The following is a 16,944-nucleotide window of genomic DNA, read 5'->3' on the forward strand; positions in this document are numbered from 1 at the left end:
GGCGGCCATCTAGATGGCAATGCTGCCGGAAGTTTAGCGGAAATGCGGCGAGGAAGTGGCCTAATGCAAAAAGGTGGTTTCCCCGCACCACATGACGGTGTGAAGAGGTGACCTATGCCACGGACAAGGAGTGCACTTGTCTCGGGGCACCGACACATTATGGTGCCGCCGCATAGTTCTCACATCCCATCATTTCAGGGCCCTTCCTGCGGGCACTCACTTCATACGAAAAACCTTTTTTGAATGCCTGCTTTTCCCCCGCCTTCCTATTCGGCGAAGACCCTTGCTGCCACGGAACAGTTTCCCGACTGTTTGGCATCTGCAGCGCAAGACCTTCTGCAAACCCATCTCGATCTTCCACGCGAGGTCCACTACGTTGCGGACCTACCGCGCTGGATGCTCAGCCAGGTGACCGTGGCCATACATTTCGAGCATCGTCTTGACCCCGCTCGCCCTCCGATTTCACCCAACAACCTCGTGGAGGCGGTGAAGACAGCACGTATCGCAAGCCGCAATACGATTCACGGCTTCCTTCAGGAGATGCGGCGTTACTCTTTCGTCGAGCCCCTGCCGTGCGACGACAAGAGGCGACGGACGGTTCAGGCCACGGCCATGAGCGAACAGCTTATTCGGCGATACTTCGATATTCACCTGCGAGCTCTCGACAGGGTCGACGACGGCGGGCGTTACGCGCTGTCCTGTCAGTTTCCGGACCTGTTGTCTCTCGCCCAGCCTCGGTTCGCACGACTGCTTCTGGCGTGCGAAGGCTGGCACAGGCCGCCTCAGAGTATCGTCAAGTTCGTTCGCTCGGACTCCGGAAGCAGCGTTCTGCACGATCTGGTCAGCACAGTGCCGTCTTTGCCGGATGATGCGAAATCACCTATCTGGGTAGGCAACGTGTCACCAGGTGCATTGTCCGCGCGATATCGCATCTCGAAAACGCACACCGCCCGGCTTTTCAGATCAGCCAAGAGCGCTGACCTGATCGGCTGGGCGAACAGGAGCAACCGGGGCGAATGCTGGGTTTCACCGGCGCTCGTCCGCGCCTACCGCCTTTGGCAGGCGGAAAAGCTTGCGGCCGTTTCCCAGGCCTTCAATGAGACTTGCCGCATCGGCAGCATTGCATCACCGCTCGCGTAACGATGCGACAGTAAGACGGGGCGTTCAGACGCCCCGTCCACCGATCATTCATGGATGGTATACGAACCCATCTCGCAAAGGTTTTCAGTGTCGGTGGTCGTGTCCAGGTCCGATCCTTCCTCGAACTCGAACTTCATATCGTACGTGCAGACAGCGCGACCGTCGGCGATGGTGATTTCGATGCTTTCGCCGGGGTTCAGCACGTCCTGTCCGAAAACGTCGTCTTCCCATTCCTGAACACCGACCGGCGAGGAGTAGAAGTGCGTCAGGACCGAGTTCGTTGCATTCTTCAGCGTGAACACGAGGTCTTCTGCCTTTGCGGGAATTGTTGCGCACAGGAAGACTGCCGACGCTACGACAGCGAACTTAAACTTATTCATGATTTCAATCCGTTGAGAGTTTACTTGGCGAAGCTTCGTGGGTATCCCTAGCGGAGTGTCGCGCAAATCGGAAGCCGTCCGCCGTGCCATTTTTGGGACTATCTGCGTCATGATCCGGTAGCATCCGGATCGGCTTCAGTAAGCTGGGCTGGCACGCATTGCAGATGCAAGCTTGCCCGCCCTCCTGTTGATCGATTGAAGCCCGGAGGCCCTTTGGGTCACCAGCAGCCTATTGATGATCTTGCGATACGGCACTTTTCTCGTCGCATAACCTTGCAACGCTTCTCCGGCAGGGTCTTTAATCCACCCACGGTCCCTGGAAGGAGAAGCCAATCATGAAAGCCCTGTTGCTGGTAGATATCCAGAACGGCTTCTGCCCTGGTGGCAATCTGCCGGTGCCCGACGGCGACGAGGTCGTGGCCGTGGTGAACCGCCTGATCGAGGAAGGCGGTTACGACGTAATCGTCGCCTCCCAGGACTGGCACCCCGCCAACCACGGCAGTTTTGCCTCCCAGCATCCCGGCCGCAGGCCGTTCGAGATGGGAAAGCTTTGCGGCCAACCGCAAATGCTGTGGCCGGATCACTGCGTTCAGGGCACCCCGGACGCGGAATTCCACGCCGACCTCAACACGGGAGAGATCGACTACATCCAGCAGAAGGGCGAGAACCCGGCGATCGACAGCTACTCCGCCTTTCGCGACAACGACAAGGCAGCAGTAACGGCACTGGCAGGCTATCTGCGGGCCCAGGGCATCAAGGAACTCGATGTCTGCGGCCTGGCGACCGATTATTGCGTCAAGTTCTCCGCACTCGACGCCGTGGACATGCTGCCGGGTGTCCAGATCTGCTTCATCGAGGATGCCAGCCGCGGCATTGAACCCGAGGGCGTGAGGGCCGCGATCGACGAGATGCGCGCCAAGGGCGTCGGCGTCGTCAGGAGCGAGCAGATCTTCAAGGACTAGGCAGCGCCCGCTCCGTCCTTCCAGCAGAAGCTTCAGTGGAATCGATCGATACATCAGCGCAATTGAATTGCGCTGATCCCTGCGCATGCCTAAAGGCTGTGACGAGGAAGGATCCCCCATGAACCGTAGCGATTTCAAAGAAGGCCTGAGAGGCGGTGCCATCATCGCGTTGTCCTCGGCCCCATTCGGCGTTCTCTTCGGCGCCGTCGCCATCGACAATGGCCTGAGCTTCCTCGAAACGCTGCTGATGAGCGCCACCGTCTATGCGGGCGCCAGCCAGCTCGTCGGGATAGAGTTGTTCGGCCAAAACGTCGAGCCGTGGCTTGTCGTACTCTCGGTCTTCGCGGTCAATTTCCGCCATATTCTCTATTCGGCGGCAATCGCCAAATACATCCGGCACTACACTCCGCTCCAGAAGGCTCTCGCCTTCTTCCTGCTTGTCGATCCGCAGTTCGCCGACAGCATTCGGCGTGGCGAAAGCGGACAGGGCGTCAGCTTCTCCTGGTATTTCGGCTTCGGCGCGGTGATCTATGTCTGCTGGAGCATCTCGACGATGATCGGCGCCTGGTTTGGGAAGATGATCGGCAACCCCGCCTCCATCGGCATCGACATCCTGCTGCCGGTCTACTTCCTCGGCATGGTGCTGGCATTCCGCAGCCGCTGGGGCTTCTTTCCCGTGGTAATCGCCAGTGCCATCGGCTCCGTGGCCGCCTATCACTTCGTCGGTTCGCCCTGGCATGTGAGCCTTGGCGCCGCCGCCGGAATCCTCGTGGCGACGGTTCTCCCGCTCGACACTTCGAGCACGCGCGAACTGCCGCAGGAAAGCGAGGGCTGACCATGGGGGAAACGCTCGATACAGGGACCGTCCTGCTGATTCTGGCCGCCGCTGTCGCCACCTATCTGACACGCATTGGCGGCTACGTGCTGATCACGCGGATGAAGGCGATCCCCCAGCGCATGGAGGCGGCGCTGAATGCGGTGCCGGCCGCAGTTCTCACGACGCTCGTGGCGCCGGCATTCTTCAACGGCGGTTGGGACGTGAAGATCGCGCTGCTGGTGGCGCTTGCAGTGGCTATGCGCCACCCCGGCCTGATCATGCTCGGCGCAGGCTGGGCGGCAGTCATGGTCTGCCGCCACCTGTTCGGCCTCTAAGCCGTATCGACTAGGCGAGCGGCTCCGTCGCCCGCACCAGCCAGTCGCGCACCGCCGCATCCTCGATCAACGGCGTCAGCTTCTCGCGCGTCTTGGCGTGATAGGCGTCGAGCCATTCGCGTTCCTCGGCCGTCATGAGTTCCGGCAGGATAAGGCGGCGATCGATCGGGCACCATGTCAGCGTTTCGAAGGCAAGCATCGGCATGTCGCCGCCCGCGACCTCCTCGGCGTCCTTCACATGGATCAGGTTTTCGATGCGGATGCCGTAATGGCCGGGACGGTAATAGCCCGGCTCGTTGGAGAGCATCATGCCGGGCAGCAGTTCCTGGGTCGAAAGCCGCGATATGCGCTGCGGACCTTCATGGACCGAAAGAAACGAACCCACGCCATGGCCGGTGCCATGGGCGAAGTCACCGCCCGCCTTCCAGAGCGCGATGCGCGCCAGCGGATCGAGATCGCAACCGCGCGTGCCCTTCGGAAAGCGCGCCGTGCTGATGGCGATCATGCCCTTGAGTACCAGCGTGAAGAAGCGCTTGCGGTCTTCCGGCACCTCGCCGATCGCCACCGTGCGGGTGATATCCGTCGTGCCGTTGATGTACTGGGCGCCGGAATCGATCAGGAACAGCTCGCCCTCGTTGAGCAGCCGGTCGGTTTCCGTCGTCACGCGGTAGTGCATGATCGCCGCATGTTCGCCGGCACCCGAAATGGTGTCGAAGGAGATATCCTTGAGCGGGTTCTGCATCCGCTCTCCCACCCTGACGCGGGCCCCCTCCAGCGCATGGACCGTCTGGATCTCCCTGACGCTACCCGTCGGCTGCTGGTCAAGCCAGTAGAGGAATTCGACGACGGCAGCACCATCCTGCAGATGCGCCTTCGCCGCGCCATCCAGTTCCGTGCGGTTCTTACATGCGCGCGGCAGTTTTGCCGGATCGGAAGCCTCGATGACCTTGCCGCCGGCATCGTGAATGGCGACGCCGAGGGCAAGCGGTGCAAGGTCGGGATCGAGCAGGATCGGGCCACGCTTGGCAAATACCGCCAACCGTGCGGAAAACTCTTCCGGAGGCCGCTGCTCGCTGATTTGCGCCAGATAGGCACGTGTTTCGATATTCGTCTTGCGCGCGTCGAGAAAAAGCTCCGGCTTGCCTTCGGCAGGAACGATGGCGCGCGCCAGCGGGTGTGGCGTATGCGGCACGTCGTTGCCGCGAATATTGAAGATCCAGGCAACGGAGGATGGATCGGTGATCAGCACGGCGGCCGCACCTCTTTCCTTCACCTGCGCGGAGATACCGGCGATCTTTTCGCTGGCCAGTGTCCCGGCATGCTCCGCCTTATGGATCGCGACTGCACCCATCGGCTCAGCGGGCCGGTCGCTCCAGATCGCATCCACAGGGTTCGACGGAACGAAGACCAGCGACCCGCCGATCTCGGCCAGCGCCTTTTCAAGGCGCCGGACCTCGGCGGTGGTGTGCAGCCATGGGTCGATACCGAGGCGGAACCCCTTCGAACCATTATGCGACAGCCACAAATGCGGCGGCTCGTTGACGAGGTCGCCGCCGGTGAAGACGCTGCCGTCCACCTGCTCCTTGAGCTGCGTCGTATAGCGCCCGTCGACGAAGACGACCGCCTGCGACCGGGTGATCAGCGCGATGCCCGCCGAGCCGGTGAAGCCGGTCAGCCATGACAGGCGCTCGGCGGATGCGGGCACATACTCACCCTGATACTCGTCGGCCCGCGGCACGAGAAAGCCGTCGATGCCGAGATCGGCGAAGCGGGACCGAAGGGTCCTCACGCGTTCGGGGCCGAACTGCGGAGCTGACTTGGTTTCGAAGGATTGGAACATGGGTGCTTTCCGGATGATCTGAATTCAGCGGGAGGTGACGTGATACTAGCCGATCGGGAACAGGATTCGCCAGAGCAAGGCGCAAATGCCTTTCGATTGTGCAGCTGCTAACAAGCACTGATGAGCAGAAGAGCATGCCATGCGCGTGGCGCATAACACCATTGATGCAGCCCCTCTGACTAACCCGAAACGAAGCGCTTATATTCCAATCATCGAACGGGCGCCGAACAAGGCCCGTGACAAAAGGAATATCACAATGGCCACCTCAATCTTTCGCACTGCCTTCGAACGCATCGTTGCAGCGCGTGAGCGTCAGGCCAGCCGCTACGTAAACGGCGCACTGATGAGCCTGGACGACCAGACCCTGAAGGGCATGGGCACCAGCCGCGAAGAGCTTCGCCGCAAGGGCGCAGCCCCTTACGTATTCTAATCAAACGGCCGGCAGAGGGTTCTCCCTCCCCCTTCTCCTGCCCTTGGAATACGGCATACCCGCTTGAGCTCTCCTCCCAGGCTCGCGGGGTCGATCAGGATCTCCTGATCGCAAGGCGACACCTCACGGTGTCGCCTTTTTCTTTGGATTTCATAACGGCAAGACGGCGCAGGATTGCACAAAATGCAATGCTGCGCCGCAACATAAGGAATATTAGAAACTGCCGTGGCGCAGGTGAATCGTCACCCAGCCATTTCGCCAGATGGTGTGGACGTGCCTCAGCCGGACACCGTTGTAGGCCGCGAGCACCTTCCACCGCTGCTCCGCCAATATTCCCGACAGGACCACCGAGCCGCCAGGCGCCAGATTGGCCGCAAGCTGCGGCGCCATCTTCATCAGCGGCCGGGCAAGAATATTGGCGATGATGAGATCGAACGGCCCTTCTTCGGCAAATGCCGGCGAGTGGAAGCCCGGCGCTGTCTCCAGGCGGATTCCGGAGGCGATGCCGTTGCGGCGGACGTTCTCCTTGGCAACCGCGACCGCGATCGGATCGATGTCGGTCGCGAGAATCGGAATGTTGCGAATTTTTCTGAGGCCGAGTGCGAGCACTCCGCTTCCTGTACCAAGGTCGAGGGCGCGACGAATCGGCCGCGAGCGGGCGACAGCCTCGATCATTTCAAGGCAGCCGGCCGTGGTTCCGTGATGGCCGGTACCGAAGGCTTGGCCCGCATCGATCTCGATGGCGATGTCGTTAGCCTTCACCTTGCTGCGGTCATGGGAGCCGTGGACCAGGAACCGCCCTGCCCGCACGGGCTTCAGCCCTTCGAGCGACTTGGCGATCCAGTCGACGTCCGGGATGACCTCCCTCTCGATGGCTGCGTCGGGATAGGCGTGGGAGAGACCATCGACCATCCGCCGAAGGATATCGTCTTCCTCATCGGTCATCATGTAGACCGAGGCTTCCCAGATGTCGCGTTTCTCGTCCACCTCGGTAGTACCGACGGCGAGATCCTCCTCTCCGAAAACCTCGGACAGGATATCGAGAATGCGCGCGGCATCCTTTTCAGTCGCGGTGACGTAGAGGCGGATCTCGCTCAAGGGACGGTTCTTTCGGACGATTTCAGGTGAAGGACGGATGCCATAAAGGGCGCACGCCTTCAACCGCCAACCGCTTGCCTCAGCCGCTGATCAGGTTTTCGAGCTTCTTGATCGCAGTTTCAGGGTTTTCCCCGTAGGAAATGGTCCCGGCAAAACGACCGCCCGCGTCAAGCAGGAAGACAGATGCGGTGTGGTCCATCGTGTAGTCGCCGTCCGGCTGTTTCTCGTCCAGCGGCACCTTCTTGAAATAGACCTTGAAGCCCTTCGCCATCTCCGTGACTTTCTCCGGCGGGCCGGAAATGCCGATGATGCGGTCGCTGACATTGGAGATGTACTGGTCAAGAAGCTCAGGCGTATCACGCTCCGGATCGATGCTGACCAGATAGCCGCCAAGCTTCGTGCCGTCCGGATCGACCTGCTTCATCCAGCCGTTCAGTTCAAAGATCGTCGTGGGGCAGACTTCCGGGCAATGCGTGAAACCGAAGAACAGCGCCGTCGGCTTCTGTCGGAAGGCCTCTTCCGTGATGGGTTGGCCATTCTGCGCCACGAGCTGGAAGGGAACGCCGAAGGGACCTTCCGCGATCTGCTCCTTGCTTCGCGTCACTTCGAAGGTAAGCCATGCCAGCACGCCGCCTAGCACGACGACGGCGGCCCAAAGGATGATGCGCAGCGTTCTCATGTCTTCTCTCTTAATTGCCGGTTCACACGCTCGACAGGGTTTCGATTAAGACAAAGCCACCGAGCGGGCAAATCAATAGCGCGTTGGAAGGCCCGGCGCGCTGATTTGTCTCAAATCGAGCGGGCGTCAGATCGAGACGTCAGAGGCAAAAGGAATATCAGAGGCAGGTCGAAAGTCCGGCTTCGCCGAGCGTCAGAAGCATGGTCGAGCCGTACTGCATCCAGCCATAGAAGGCCGCGGCGAACAGCCCCGTCCCCATCAGGGAGGCGAGGAGCAAAAGCGGGAGACGATGGGCCGGGGTCAAAACCTGTTCCATAGCTTCATCCTAGCGCCAAACCTTCCCGACTGGAAGTGGCCGCGTCCGCAGGATTGTTAGCCGAAGTTTAACATCTCCCCGGCATGCTGTTGGCGCGAAGGTGGATTCCGGTCAACGTTGCCTCCCGGCACGAGCATGACCAGAACCACACCGACATGACGTCATCGAGATCTTCTCGCCTCCGCATCGCATCCGAACAAATCATGGCAGCCTGAATGGCGGCATCCGCGGAAAACTGCGGGCCCATTGGCAGGTGGGGGAAAAGATATGAGCAACGCCATCAAGCAATCGGGAGCCTATCTCGAGATCGTCTCCTTCCATCTCGGAGACCAGGAATTCTGCATCGACATCATGGCAATCCGCGAAATCCGCGGCTGGGCGCCGGTCACCCCGATGCCGCACACACCGCCTTACGTGCTGGGTCTCATCAACCTGCGCGGCGCAGTGATCCCGGTTATCGACATGGCCTGCCGCCTCGGCATGAAGATGACCGAACCTTCCGAGCGTTCGGCGATCATCGTCACCGACATCGCCGGCAAGCTGGTCGGCCTGCTCGTCGAACAGGTCTCCGACATGATGACCATCAAGAGCGAAGACCTGCAGCCTGCGCCGGAAATCATTCCGGAAGCGCAGCGCGCCTTCTGCCGCGGCATCGTGGCGCTGGAAAAGACCATGGTCTGCTTCCTCAACCTCGACACGGTCATCGCCGACGAACTGACGCGCGAAGCCGCCTGACACGACCAAAACCCAGCGAACGGCCCCGAGACCGGGGCCGCTCGCAGATGTTACAGCGCCATTTTCTGCACAACTAAGTCTTGTGCACTTCTGGAACCTTAGTCACCTGCTGCCAGTTCTCCTATCGTTGCGAGGGACATCGCTGAACCTAGGGAGAAAACAAATGAACAAAGCCGTAGCACTTGCACTCGCCACCGCTCTGTCCACAGCATCGCTGGGCGGTATTGCATTCGCACAGACCACATCGTCGACGACGCCGATGGCCGCGGACGACATGATCACCATCGTTGAGATCACGGAAGACTCCGACAGCAACGATGCTACCACTCAGATTCCGGAAGAATTCCGAAATCCGAGCAGCGACGTGACCACGAAGGCTCAGGCTGAAATCCAGGCCGACCCAGCCCTGATGACAGCGCTTGAAGACAAGAGCGTCGAGCTTGAAAACGTTGTGGCCATCGATACCGCAGCGAATGGCGGCAAGATCGTCTACGTGAAGTAATCAGACCATATTTCGTTTAACGGTAAGGGCCCGCCACGCGGGTTCTTATTGTTTTAAGCGTGCCCTTCTGATCGGCTATCCTCATCCGCAATATTGAGCCTAGGTTGGGGCAACGGCGGGCCGGAGATCGCCTAGGGGGAAGACATGACCGGGAATGCGGACGCAATCGTCATCGGAGCCGGCCTTTCAGGACTTGTCGCGGCGACGGAACTGGCCGACGCCGGACGGTCCGTCATCATCGTGGATCAGGAGCCGCAACAGAATATTGGCGCCCAGGCCTTCTGGTCGCTCGGCGGGCTGTTCCTGGTCGGCTCCCCGGAACAGCGGCGCATGGGCATCCGCGACAACTTCGATCTGGCCCGGCAGGACTGGTTCGGCTCCGCCGGCTTCGATCGGCCGGAAGACTACTGGCCAAGGGCATGGGCGGAATCCTATCTCGCTTTCGCCGCCGCAGAAAAGCGCGACTGGCTGCGCGGGATGGGACATCGCTTCTTTCCGGTCGTCGGCTGGGCAGAACGGGGCGGTTGGTCAGCAACCAGCCACGGCAACTCCGTCCCGCGCTTCCACATCACCTGGGGCACCGGGCCAGGCGTCGTCGAGCCGTTCGAGCGACGGGCGAGAGAGGCCGAGACATCCGGCAGGATCCGCTTCCTCTGGCGCCACCGGGTCGACCGGCTGGTGATGACGAATGGTACAGTAACAGGCGTTGCCGGCAGCATCCTTGTGCCCAGCGATGCACTTCGCGGCGCCGAAACCTCAAGGACACCGGTCGGTGACTTCGAGCTGCAGGCGCAGGCAGTCATCGTCGCATCGGGCGGCATCGGCGGCGACCACGACCTCGTCCGCAAGAACTGGCCAGCCCGGCTTGGCACCCCGCCGAAAACCATGGTCTCGGGCGTGCCCAAACACGTGGACGGCCGGATGCTCGCCATCACCGAGGCTGCCGGCGGCAGGGTCATCAACAGGGACCGCATGTGGCACTACACGGAGGGTCTGCGGAACTGGAACCCCGTCTGGCAGAACCACGGCATACGCGTCCTGCCGGGCCCTTCCTCCATGTGGTTCGACGCGACCGGCAGGCGCCTGCCGGCACCCTTCTATCCGGGCTACGATACGCTCGGCACGCTGCAGCACATTCTCTCGACCGGTTACGACTATAGCTGGTTCATCCTCAACCAGAGCATCATCCGCAAGGAATTCGCGCTTTCCGGTTCCGAGCAGAACCCGGACCTCACCGGCCGCGACTGGCGACTGACCGCGCGGCGAGCCATCGGCAGGCGAGCCACCGGCCCGGTCGAGGCATTCAAGGAGAAGGGTGAGGACTTCGTGGTCGCAAACAGCCTCGAGGAACTGGTCAAGGGAATGAAACGCATCGCGGAAAACGACCTTCTGAACCACGCCCAGATCGAACGGGAGATCGCGGCTCGGGACCGGCAGATGGACAATCCCTACGCAAAGGACTTGCAGGTGATCGGCATCCACAATGCGCGCCGCTCGCTGGGAGACAAATTGGTGCGGACGGCAAGACCGCATCGCATCCTCGATCCCGCCCAAGGTCCGCTGATCGCGGTCAGGCTCAATATCCTCACCCGCAAGACCCTTGGTGGTCTTGAGACGGACCTCTCCGCCCGCGTTCTCGGCTCCGATGGCTCAACGGTGCCGGGTCTCTATGCGGTGGGGGAAGCAGCCGGCTTCGGTGGTGGCGGCATGCACGGTTACCGGGCTTTGGAAGGGACGTTCCTCGGCGGTTGCCTTTTCTCCGGCCGCACCGCCGGGAGGGCCGCAGGGGCGGCAACCGGTTGAAGCCTCAAGGCTTGCCGTTCGTCCAGTTCACCTGCTCGCCATAGAGCGGTACGGTCGAAATCGCCATCTTCGCCGAACCTTCGATGATCTGCCGCGAATGGGCGAGGTAGATCAGCGTGTCGTTCGTCTTGTCGTAGATGCGTTTGACGAGCAGATCCTTCCAAATTAGTGAACGGCCCTGGCGGAACACTTCCTCGCCTTCCCTCGAAAGGTCGATGTCGCCGATCTCCACGGGACCGGTCTGGCGGCAGGAGATCGAGCTGTTCGAAGGATCTTCGAACCAGTTGCCTTGCTTGAGCCGGTCGATGATCGAGCGATCGAAATAGGTCACATGGCAGGTGACGCCCTTCACCTCGGGATCGGCCACAGCCTCGACGATGATGTCGTTGCCGATCCAGTCGACACCGACCTTGCCGACCACCTCGGCCAGCGCATGGGCGGCAAACAGACCGGACGCAATCACGGCTACGGATGCAAGAAGGGGCAGGCGCTTCATCGGGCGGCACTCCAGTAAACGATCTGTGATCTGAAATAAGGTGCCGCGCCGGCGATACAAGCAGAAGGCGTGGAGATCGTTATTTCAGGCGGCAGGTGCATGGCGCGTAGCCGCCGTCGAACAGGCGGCCGACCTTCATGCCTATCATTGCCGGGATATCGCGCACATGGGCAACGCCAAGCGAATTGCCGATGGCAATCGCAGCGCGGGCGCAGACATGGGCATCTTCAGCGGCATTGTGGTGGGCGAACTGCAGCCCGAGATGCGCCGCCAGCACATTGAGCCTGTGCGACCCGAGCTGTGGCCACACTTTCTGGGACATCTTCACGCTGCAGACATAGGAAAGTTCGGGATAGCTGCGCCGATAGAGATCAAGGCAGGCGCGCCAGACGCTGAAATCGAAGGCAGCGTTATGGGCGATCATCGTCGCGTCGCGAAAGTCGTCGGCGAACTCGTCCATGACGTCCGGAAATTCCGGCGCATCCTCGACGTGCTCGGGACGGATGCCGTGGATCGCGATGTTGAAGGAGGAAAAGCGCATGCCGTGCGGGCGGATCATCCGCTCTTCAACGCGCACCACCTCGCCATCCTCGATCCAGGCCAGCCCGACGGAGCAGGCACTGCCGCGGGTTTCGTTCGCAGTCTCGAAGTCGATGGCGATGGTTTTCAATATCAGTCCCCGATGCTCGCCGACTTCTAACGTCCGATCCGTGATTCGGCAAAGATCACCACACGCCGCACCTATTGACGGTGATCCCCTTGTCTGCGACCTTCGCTCCATGATCGGCAGTTCAACTCATAGCCACCTTACCGTAACCATCCGCCCTGCAGGGCGCGTGGCGGGTTTGGCGAGTTAGCCGTTCATCCGTCCACCACCCTGCCGAATGATGGCAGGGTCGGATTGGTCCGCTCTGCCTCGGCGAAAGACCAAGGAGAGCAAACATGTCAGGTCTTGATATTCCACCACCTTTGGATCCCGATGCGCGATGGCCTGAGGGCCTGTCGATCCGCGCTCGTACGCCTGCCGATGCCGAAGAAATCGCCGCTCTGCACAATTTATCCGGCTATCGCTACGGGACGTTGCGCACGCCCCACCACACGCCGGATGAGATCCGCAACGGGATCGAAGGTCATTCTGCCAATTCCTTCAGTCTTGTCGCCGAACTGGACGGTCACATCGTTGGCGATTGCGGACTGACCCGTTTTGCCAACCACCGGCGAGCGCACGCCGGCAGCATCGGCATGGGTGTTCACGATGCCTATCGGTGCCGCGGGGTTGGTCGCGCGCTGGTCGGCGAGATCCTCGCCATTGCCGACCGATGGCTAAACCTCAAGCGAATCGAGCTGACGGTCTATACAGACAACGAACCCGCGTTGGGGCTCTATCGGAACTTCGGCTTCGAGGTTGAAGGGCATCTCAAGACTTTCGGCTTCCGCGATGGCCGTTATGTCGATGCTTACTCGATGGCCCGCCTCAGAACGTAGCGCTCACCCTCCGATGAAGACCAGCCACTCGTCCTCGGTCATCACCTCGACGCCGAGCTCCCTTGCCTTGTCGAGCTTGGAGCCGGCGCCGGGACCAGCGACGACATAATCGGTTTTCTTTGACACCGAACCCGCCACCTTGGCGCCGAGGCTTTCGGCCCGTGCCTTGGCTTCGTCGCGCGTAAACCGCTCCAGAGAGCCGGTGAAGACCACAGTCTTGCCGGTGACGGGGCTGCCGGAAGCGGCAACCTGTTCGGCTGCCTGCGGTGTCACTTCTTCGAGAAGGTCACCGACGACCTTGAGATTGCGGGGCTCCTTGAAGAACTCGACAATGGCACGGGCGACGATCTCGCCTATGCCCTCGATATTGTTCAGGTCTTTCCAGGCGTCTCCGGAAAGGTCGCCAGCATCCTTCATCGCCTCGGCGAAGGCATCGTAAGTGCCGTATTGACGGGCCAGAAGCTTGGCCGTCGTCTCGCCCACGTGGCGAATACCGAGCGCATAGATGAAACGGTTGAGCGCGATCGAGCGGCGCTCGTCGATCGCGTCGAACAGCTTCCTCACGCTGACCCTGCCAAAACCTTCGATGTTCTCGAGCTTGGCCAGCGGCGAGGCGTCCTGCCGCTTCTTCAGCGTGAAAATCTCGGGAGCGGTGCGGATCTGCAGGGCGGGGTCGTCGCTCTCGAAGAAGAAATCGACCTGCTTGGCGCCAAGCCCCTCGATATCGTAGGCGTTGCGCGAAACGAAGTGTTTCAGGTGCTCGGTTGCCTGGGCCCGGCAGACGAAGCCTCCGGTGCAGCGGGTGACCGAATCGAGCTTGCCGGTCTTTTCGTTTTTCTCCCGCACCGCGTGACTGCCGCAGACCGGGCATTTCTTCGGGAACTCATATGGCACGGCCTCCGCCGGCCGCTTTTCCATCACCACGTCGAGCACCTGCGGGATCACGTCCCCTGCCCGCTGAACGATGACGGTGTCGCCGATGCGGATGTCGTGGCCTTCCTCGCGGATGCGTTCGCCGGAATTGCCGATGCCCTCGATATAGTCGGCATTGTGCAACGTCGCGTTGGTGACGACGACGCCGCCGACGGTGATCGGGGTCAACCGTGCGACGGGCGTCAGCGCGCCGGTGCGGCCAACCTGGATGTCGATGTTTTCGACGGTCGTGAACGCTTGCTCGGCCGGGAATTTATGGGCCGTCGCCCAGCGTGGCGAACGCGAACGGAAACCGAGACGAGCCTGCAGGTCAAGGCGGTCGACCTTGTAGACGACGCCGTCGATGTCATAGTCGAGGTCCGGGCGGGCAAGGCCGATGTCGTGGTAGTGGGCAAGAATGTCTTCGAGCGAGCAGAGCCTTTTCATCAAAGGGTTCACCGGAAAACCCCAGTCTCGAAAAGTCTGCACCATGTCGTACTGGGTCTTGGGCAGGTCGTTGGGCTCGGAAATCTCGCCCCAGGCATAGGCGAAGAAGCGCAGCTTTCGGCTTTCCGTCACCTTGGCGTCGAGCTGGCGCAGAGAGCCTGCCGCGGTATTGCGCGGGTTGACGTAAAGCTGCTTGCCCTGCGCCTCCATCTCGGCGTTGAGCGCCAGGAAATCGCTCTTGGCCATGTAGACCTCGCCGCGGATCTCCACGACCGCCGGCACGCCCTTTGGCAACCGGTTGGGGATTTCCTTGATGGTCTTGACGTTGGCGGTGACGTTTTCGCCGGTCGTCCCGTCGCCGCGCGTGGCCGCGTTGACAAGAATGCCGTCCTCGTAGCGGATCGACATGGATAGCCCATCGATCTTCGGCTCTGCGGTAAACGCGATCGAATTGTCCGGCAGCTGACCGAGGAAGCGGTAGACGGAATTGACGAAGTCGCGCACGTCCTCATCGGAAAACGTGTTGTCGAGCGACAGCATCGGTCGCGAATGGGTGATCGGCGCAAAAGTGGGCAGCGGCGCGGCACCGACCTTGATCGACGGTGAGTCGGATCGGATGAGCTGCGGAAAGCGCTCCTCGATGGCGCTGTTGCGGCGCTTCAGCGCGTCGTAGGCCGCATCCGAGATCTCGGGCGCGTCCTTTGCGTGATAGAGCTCGTCGTGATGGGCGAGCTCGCGCGCCAGCCGCTCAAGTTCGGCAGCGGCCGCCTGTTCGGTCAGGGTTTCAACGGGCGTCTGCTCGGCAGCCATGCGATCTCACTCCACGGTCGGGGAGTCGCTTTGTAGAGCAAATCACGGGTCGGGGAAAAGGGAGCAAACGAGACTATCCGTTGCCAGCCAGCAGCCGGGCGGCAGCCGCTCTCGCCTCCTCGGTCACCGAGGCGCCGGCAAGCATGCGGGCGATCTCTTCGGTACGATGCTCCGGCTCCATCGTGGCGACGCGCGTGGCGATCTTGTCCGAGCCGTCCGCAGTCGGCCCTTTGGAGATGAGCAGATGCGTCGCAGCCCTTGCGGCGACCTGCGGCGCATGGGTTACGGAGAGCACCTGTACCGTACCCGACAGCCGCTTCAGCCTCTGGCCGATGGCATCCGCCACCGCCCCGCCGACGCCCGTGTCGATTTCGTCGAAGACGAGGGTGGGCGCGGACCCCCTATCTGCAAGCGCGACCTTCAGCGCCAGCAGGAAACGCGAGAGTTCGCCACCGGACGCGACCTTCATGATCGGCCCCGGACGCGTGCCCGGGTTGGTCTGGACATGGAATTCGACGATATCGATTCCCTCGGCGGTCGCCGATTCGGCATCGCTCGCCACATCCACCATGAAACGTGCCCGCTCCAGCTTCAGCGCAGGCAGTTCCGCCATCACCGCCTCGGCAATCGCGGCGGCTCCATGACCACGCTTTTCGGAGAGAGCTGCTGCTGCCCGGTCATACTCGACCTTGGTCGTCCCGGCCTGCTTTTCCAGCTCGCCGAGTTTTTCCTCGCCAGCATCGAGATCTGCGAGATCCGCGACCATCTTCTCGGCAAGCGCCGGCAGATCTACGACTGCCACGGAGTATTTCCGCCCGGCCGCGCGCAGCGCGAACAGGCGCTCCTCGACCCGCTCCAGTTCACGCGGATCAAATTCGGTCTTGCGAAGTGCCGCTTCCACTTCCATCTGCGCGTTGGAGAGATGGTTGAGGGCAGCGTCGAGAAGCTCGACCGTCTCTTCCAGGAGACCAGGCGCCTCGTGGCTCTTGCGCTCGAGACGCCGCACCATGGAAGCGATCAGCGGCACGGGCGAGCCATTGCCGTTCAGGAATTCCGAGGCCTCGGAAATATCACCTGCGATTCGCTCCGCCTTCTGCATCTGCGATCGTTTGTCGGCGAGTTCGTCCTCCTCGCCGTCGCGCGGGCTCAAGCCTTCAAGCTCCTCGACGGACGCGCGGATGTAATCCGCCTCGCGGGCCGCCGCCTCGACCTTCGCCCTGTGCGTCTTGAAAGCGCGTTCGGCATCCTTCCAGGTCCGGTAGAGGATGCCGACCTGCTGGACCTCTTCCGTCAGGCCTGCGAAGGCATCGAGAAGAGAGCGATGGGTGTTGGTATCCGTCAATGCCCGGTCGTCATGCTGACCGTGAATTTCAACGAGCAACTGCCCGGCCTGTCGCATCAACTGGACGCTGACGGGCTGATCGTTGACCGAGGCGCGCGTTCGCCCGTCGGCATTCTGGATGCGTCGGAAGATCAGGTCGCCATCGTCGTCGATGCCGTTTTCACGCAGAAACAACCGGGCTGGATGCTGCACGGGCACATCGAAGACGGCCGTGATCTGCCCCTTGTCTTCCCCATGGCGCACAAGCCCGCCATCGCCGCGCCCGCCAAGGGCCAGCGACAGGCTGTCGAGAAGAATGGATTTGCCGGCGCCGGTCTCACCGGTCAGCACCGAGAGGCCGGACTCAAAGGCGAGGTCCAGCCGCTCGATCAGGACGATATCGCGGATCGAAAGCTGGACCAGCATATCTCAGACC

General features: G+C 61.6%; 18 protein-coding genes. 9 read left to right on the forward strand and 9 right to left on the reverse strand.

Annotated features, from left to right (window positions below):
• The first annotated feature begins 243 nt into the window (after positions 1-243).
• Positions 244-1,140, forward strand: a complete 897-nt coding sequence (locus LH464_RS01110; RefSeq protein ID WP_226784502.1) for a hypothetical protein — start codon at positions 244-246, stop codon at positions 1,138-1,140.
• A gap of 44 nt (positions 1,141-1,184) precedes the next feature.
• Here LH464_RS01110 and LH464_RS01115 read toward each other — a convergent pair whose 3' ends face one another.
• Positions 1,185-1,520, reverse strand: a complete 336-nt coding sequence (locus tag LH464_RS01115; protein WP_226784503.1) for a hypothetical protein — start codon at positions 1,518-1,520, stop codon at positions 1,185-1,187.
• 335 nt (positions 1,521-1,855) lie between these two features.
• On the opposite strand from LH464_RS01115, the gene pncA reads away from it, so the two are divergent.
• The 3 genes from pncA to LH464_RS01130 all read left to right on the forward strand — a co-directional run bounded on the left by pncA (position 1,856) and on the right by LH464_RS01130 (position 3,634).
• On the forward strand, positions 1,856-2,482 hold the full coding sequence (pncA, locus tag LH464_RS01120) for a bifunctional nicotinamidase/pyrazinamidase (RefSeq protein WP_226784504.1): 627 nt from the start codon (positions 1,856-1,858) through the stop codon (positions 2,480-2,482).
• 118 nt (positions 2,483-2,600) lie between these two features.
• Positions 2,601-3,317 (forward strand): AzlC family ABC transporter permease, encoded by a 717-nt coding sequence (locus LH464_RS01125; RefSeq protein ID WP_226784505.1) that lies wholly within the window; start codon positions 2,601-2,603, stop codon positions 3,315-3,317.
• Positions 3,318-3,319: 2 nt separating this feature from the next.
• The gene (locus LH464_RS01130) at positions 3,320-3,634 is read left to right on the forward strand and encodes an AzlD family protein (protein WP_226784506.1); all 315 of its coding nucleotides are present in this window, start codon (positions 3,320-3,322) and stop codon (positions 3,632-3,634) included.
• A gap of 10 nt (positions 3,635-3,644) precedes the next feature.
• Here the strand turns inward: LH464_RS01130 and LH464_RS01135 are convergent, their stop codons facing one another.
• Complete coding sequence (locus LH464_RS01135) at positions 3,645-5,474, reverse strand: aminopeptidase P family protein (RefSeq protein ID WP_226784507.1); 1,830 nt, start codon at positions 5,472-5,474, stop codon at positions 3,645-3,647.
• A gap of 256 nt (positions 5,475-5,730) precedes the next feature.
• Between LH464_RS01135 and LH464_RS01140 the strand changes: the two genes are divergently transcribed.
• Positions 5,731-5,904, forward strand: coding sequence for a hypothetical protein (locus LH464_RS01140; RefSeq protein WP_226784508.1), 174 nt, complete (start codon positions 5,731-5,733; stop codon positions 5,902-5,904).
• A gap of 213 nt (positions 5,905-6,117) precedes the next feature.
• Here LH464_RS01140 and LH464_RS01145 read toward each other — a convergent pair whose 3' ends face one another.
• The 3 genes from LH464_RS01145 to LH464_RS01155 form a co-directional block, all read right to left on the reverse strand.
• Positions 6,118-7,002, reverse strand: coding sequence for a 50S ribosomal protein L11 methyltransferase (locus LH464_RS01145; protein ID WP_226784509.1), 885 nt, complete (start codon positions 7,000-7,002; stop codon positions 6,118-6,120).
• Positions 7,003-7,081: 79 nt separating this feature from the next.
• On the reverse strand, positions 7,082-7,681 hold the full coding sequence (locus LH464_RS01150) for an SCO family protein (RefSeq protein ID WP_226784510.1): 600 nt from the start codon (positions 7,679-7,681) through the stop codon (positions 7,082-7,084).
• A 157-nt stretch (positions 7,682-7,838) separates the two neighbouring features.
• The gene (locus LH464_RS01155) at positions 7,839-7,997 is read right to left on the reverse strand and encodes a hypothetical protein (protein WP_226784511.1); all 159 of its coding nucleotides are present in this window, start codon (positions 7,995-7,997) and stop codon (positions 7,839-7,841) included.
• A gap of 267 nt (positions 7,998-8,264) precedes the next feature.
• Between LH464_RS01155 and LH464_RS01160 the strand changes: the two genes are divergently transcribed.
• The 3 genes from LH464_RS01160 to LH464_RS01170 all read left to right on the forward strand — a co-directional run bounded on the left by LH464_RS01160 (position 8,265) and on the right by LH464_RS01170 (position 11,037).
• On the forward strand, positions 8,265-8,732 hold the full coding sequence (locus tag LH464_RS01160; RefSeq protein WP_226784512.1) for a chemotaxis protein CheW: 468 nt from the start codon (positions 8,265-8,267) through the stop codon (positions 8,730-8,732).
• Between the two features lie 163 nt (positions 8,733-8,895).
• Positions 8,896-9,234, forward strand: coding sequence for a hypothetical protein (locus tag LH464_RS01165; RefSeq protein ID WP_226784513.1), 339 nt, complete (start codon positions 8,896-8,898; stop codon positions 9,232-9,234).
• Between the two features lie 144 nt (positions 9,235-9,378).
• Positions 9,379-11,037, forward strand: coding sequence for an FAD-binding dehydrogenase (locus LH464_RS01170; protein WP_226784514.1), 1,659 nt, complete (start codon positions 9,379-9,381; stop codon positions 11,035-11,037).
• A 4-nt stretch (positions 11,038-11,041) separates the two neighbouring features.
• Here LH464_RS01170 and LH464_RS01175 read toward each other — a convergent pair whose 3' ends face one another.
• Positions 11,042-11,533: a CreA family protein gene (locus tag LH464_RS01175; protein ID WP_226784515.1), complete on the reverse strand. Its 492-nt coding sequence runs from the start codon at positions 11,531-11,533 to the stop codon at positions 11,042-11,044.
• A 79-nt stretch (positions 11,534-11,612) separates the two neighbouring features.
• The gene (locus LH464_RS01180; RefSeq protein WP_226784516.1) at positions 11,613-12,203 is read right to left on the reverse strand and encodes a 3'-5' exonuclease; all 591 of its coding nucleotides are present in this window, start codon (positions 12,201-12,203) and stop codon (positions 11,613-11,615) included.
• Positions 12,204-12,475: 272 nt separating this feature from the next.
• On the opposite strand from LH464_RS01180, the gene LH464_RS01185 reads away from it, so the two are divergent.
• Entirely contained in the window at positions 12,476-13,018 is a 543-nt protein-coding gene (locus LH464_RS01185; RefSeq protein WP_226784517.1) for a GNAT family N-acetyltransferase, read from the forward strand.
• A 3-nt stretch (positions 13,019-13,021) separates the two neighbouring features.
• Here LH464_RS01185 and ligA read toward each other — a convergent pair whose 3' ends face one another.
• Both ligA and recN read right to left on the reverse strand, forming a co-directional pair.
• On the reverse strand, positions 13,022-15,187 hold the full coding sequence (gene ligA / locus LH464_RS01190; RefSeq protein WP_226784518.1) for an NAD-dependent DNA ligase LigA: 2,166 nt from the start codon (positions 15,185-15,187) through the stop codon (positions 13,022-13,024).
• Between the two features lie 73 nt (positions 15,188-15,260).
• Positions 15,261-16,934: a DNA repair protein RecN gene (gene recN / locus LH464_RS01195; RefSeq protein ID WP_226784519.1), complete on the reverse strand. Its 1,674-nt coding sequence runs from the start codon at positions 16,932-16,934 to the stop codon at positions 15,261-15,263.
• Positions 16,935-16,944: the final 10 nt, after the last annotated feature.

The organism is Pseudorhizobium xiangyangii (assembly GCF_020531965.1).
Classification (GTDB): Bacteria; Pseudomonadota; Alphaproteobacteria; order Rhizobiales; family Rhizobiaceae; genus Neorhizobium; species Neorhizobium xiangyangii.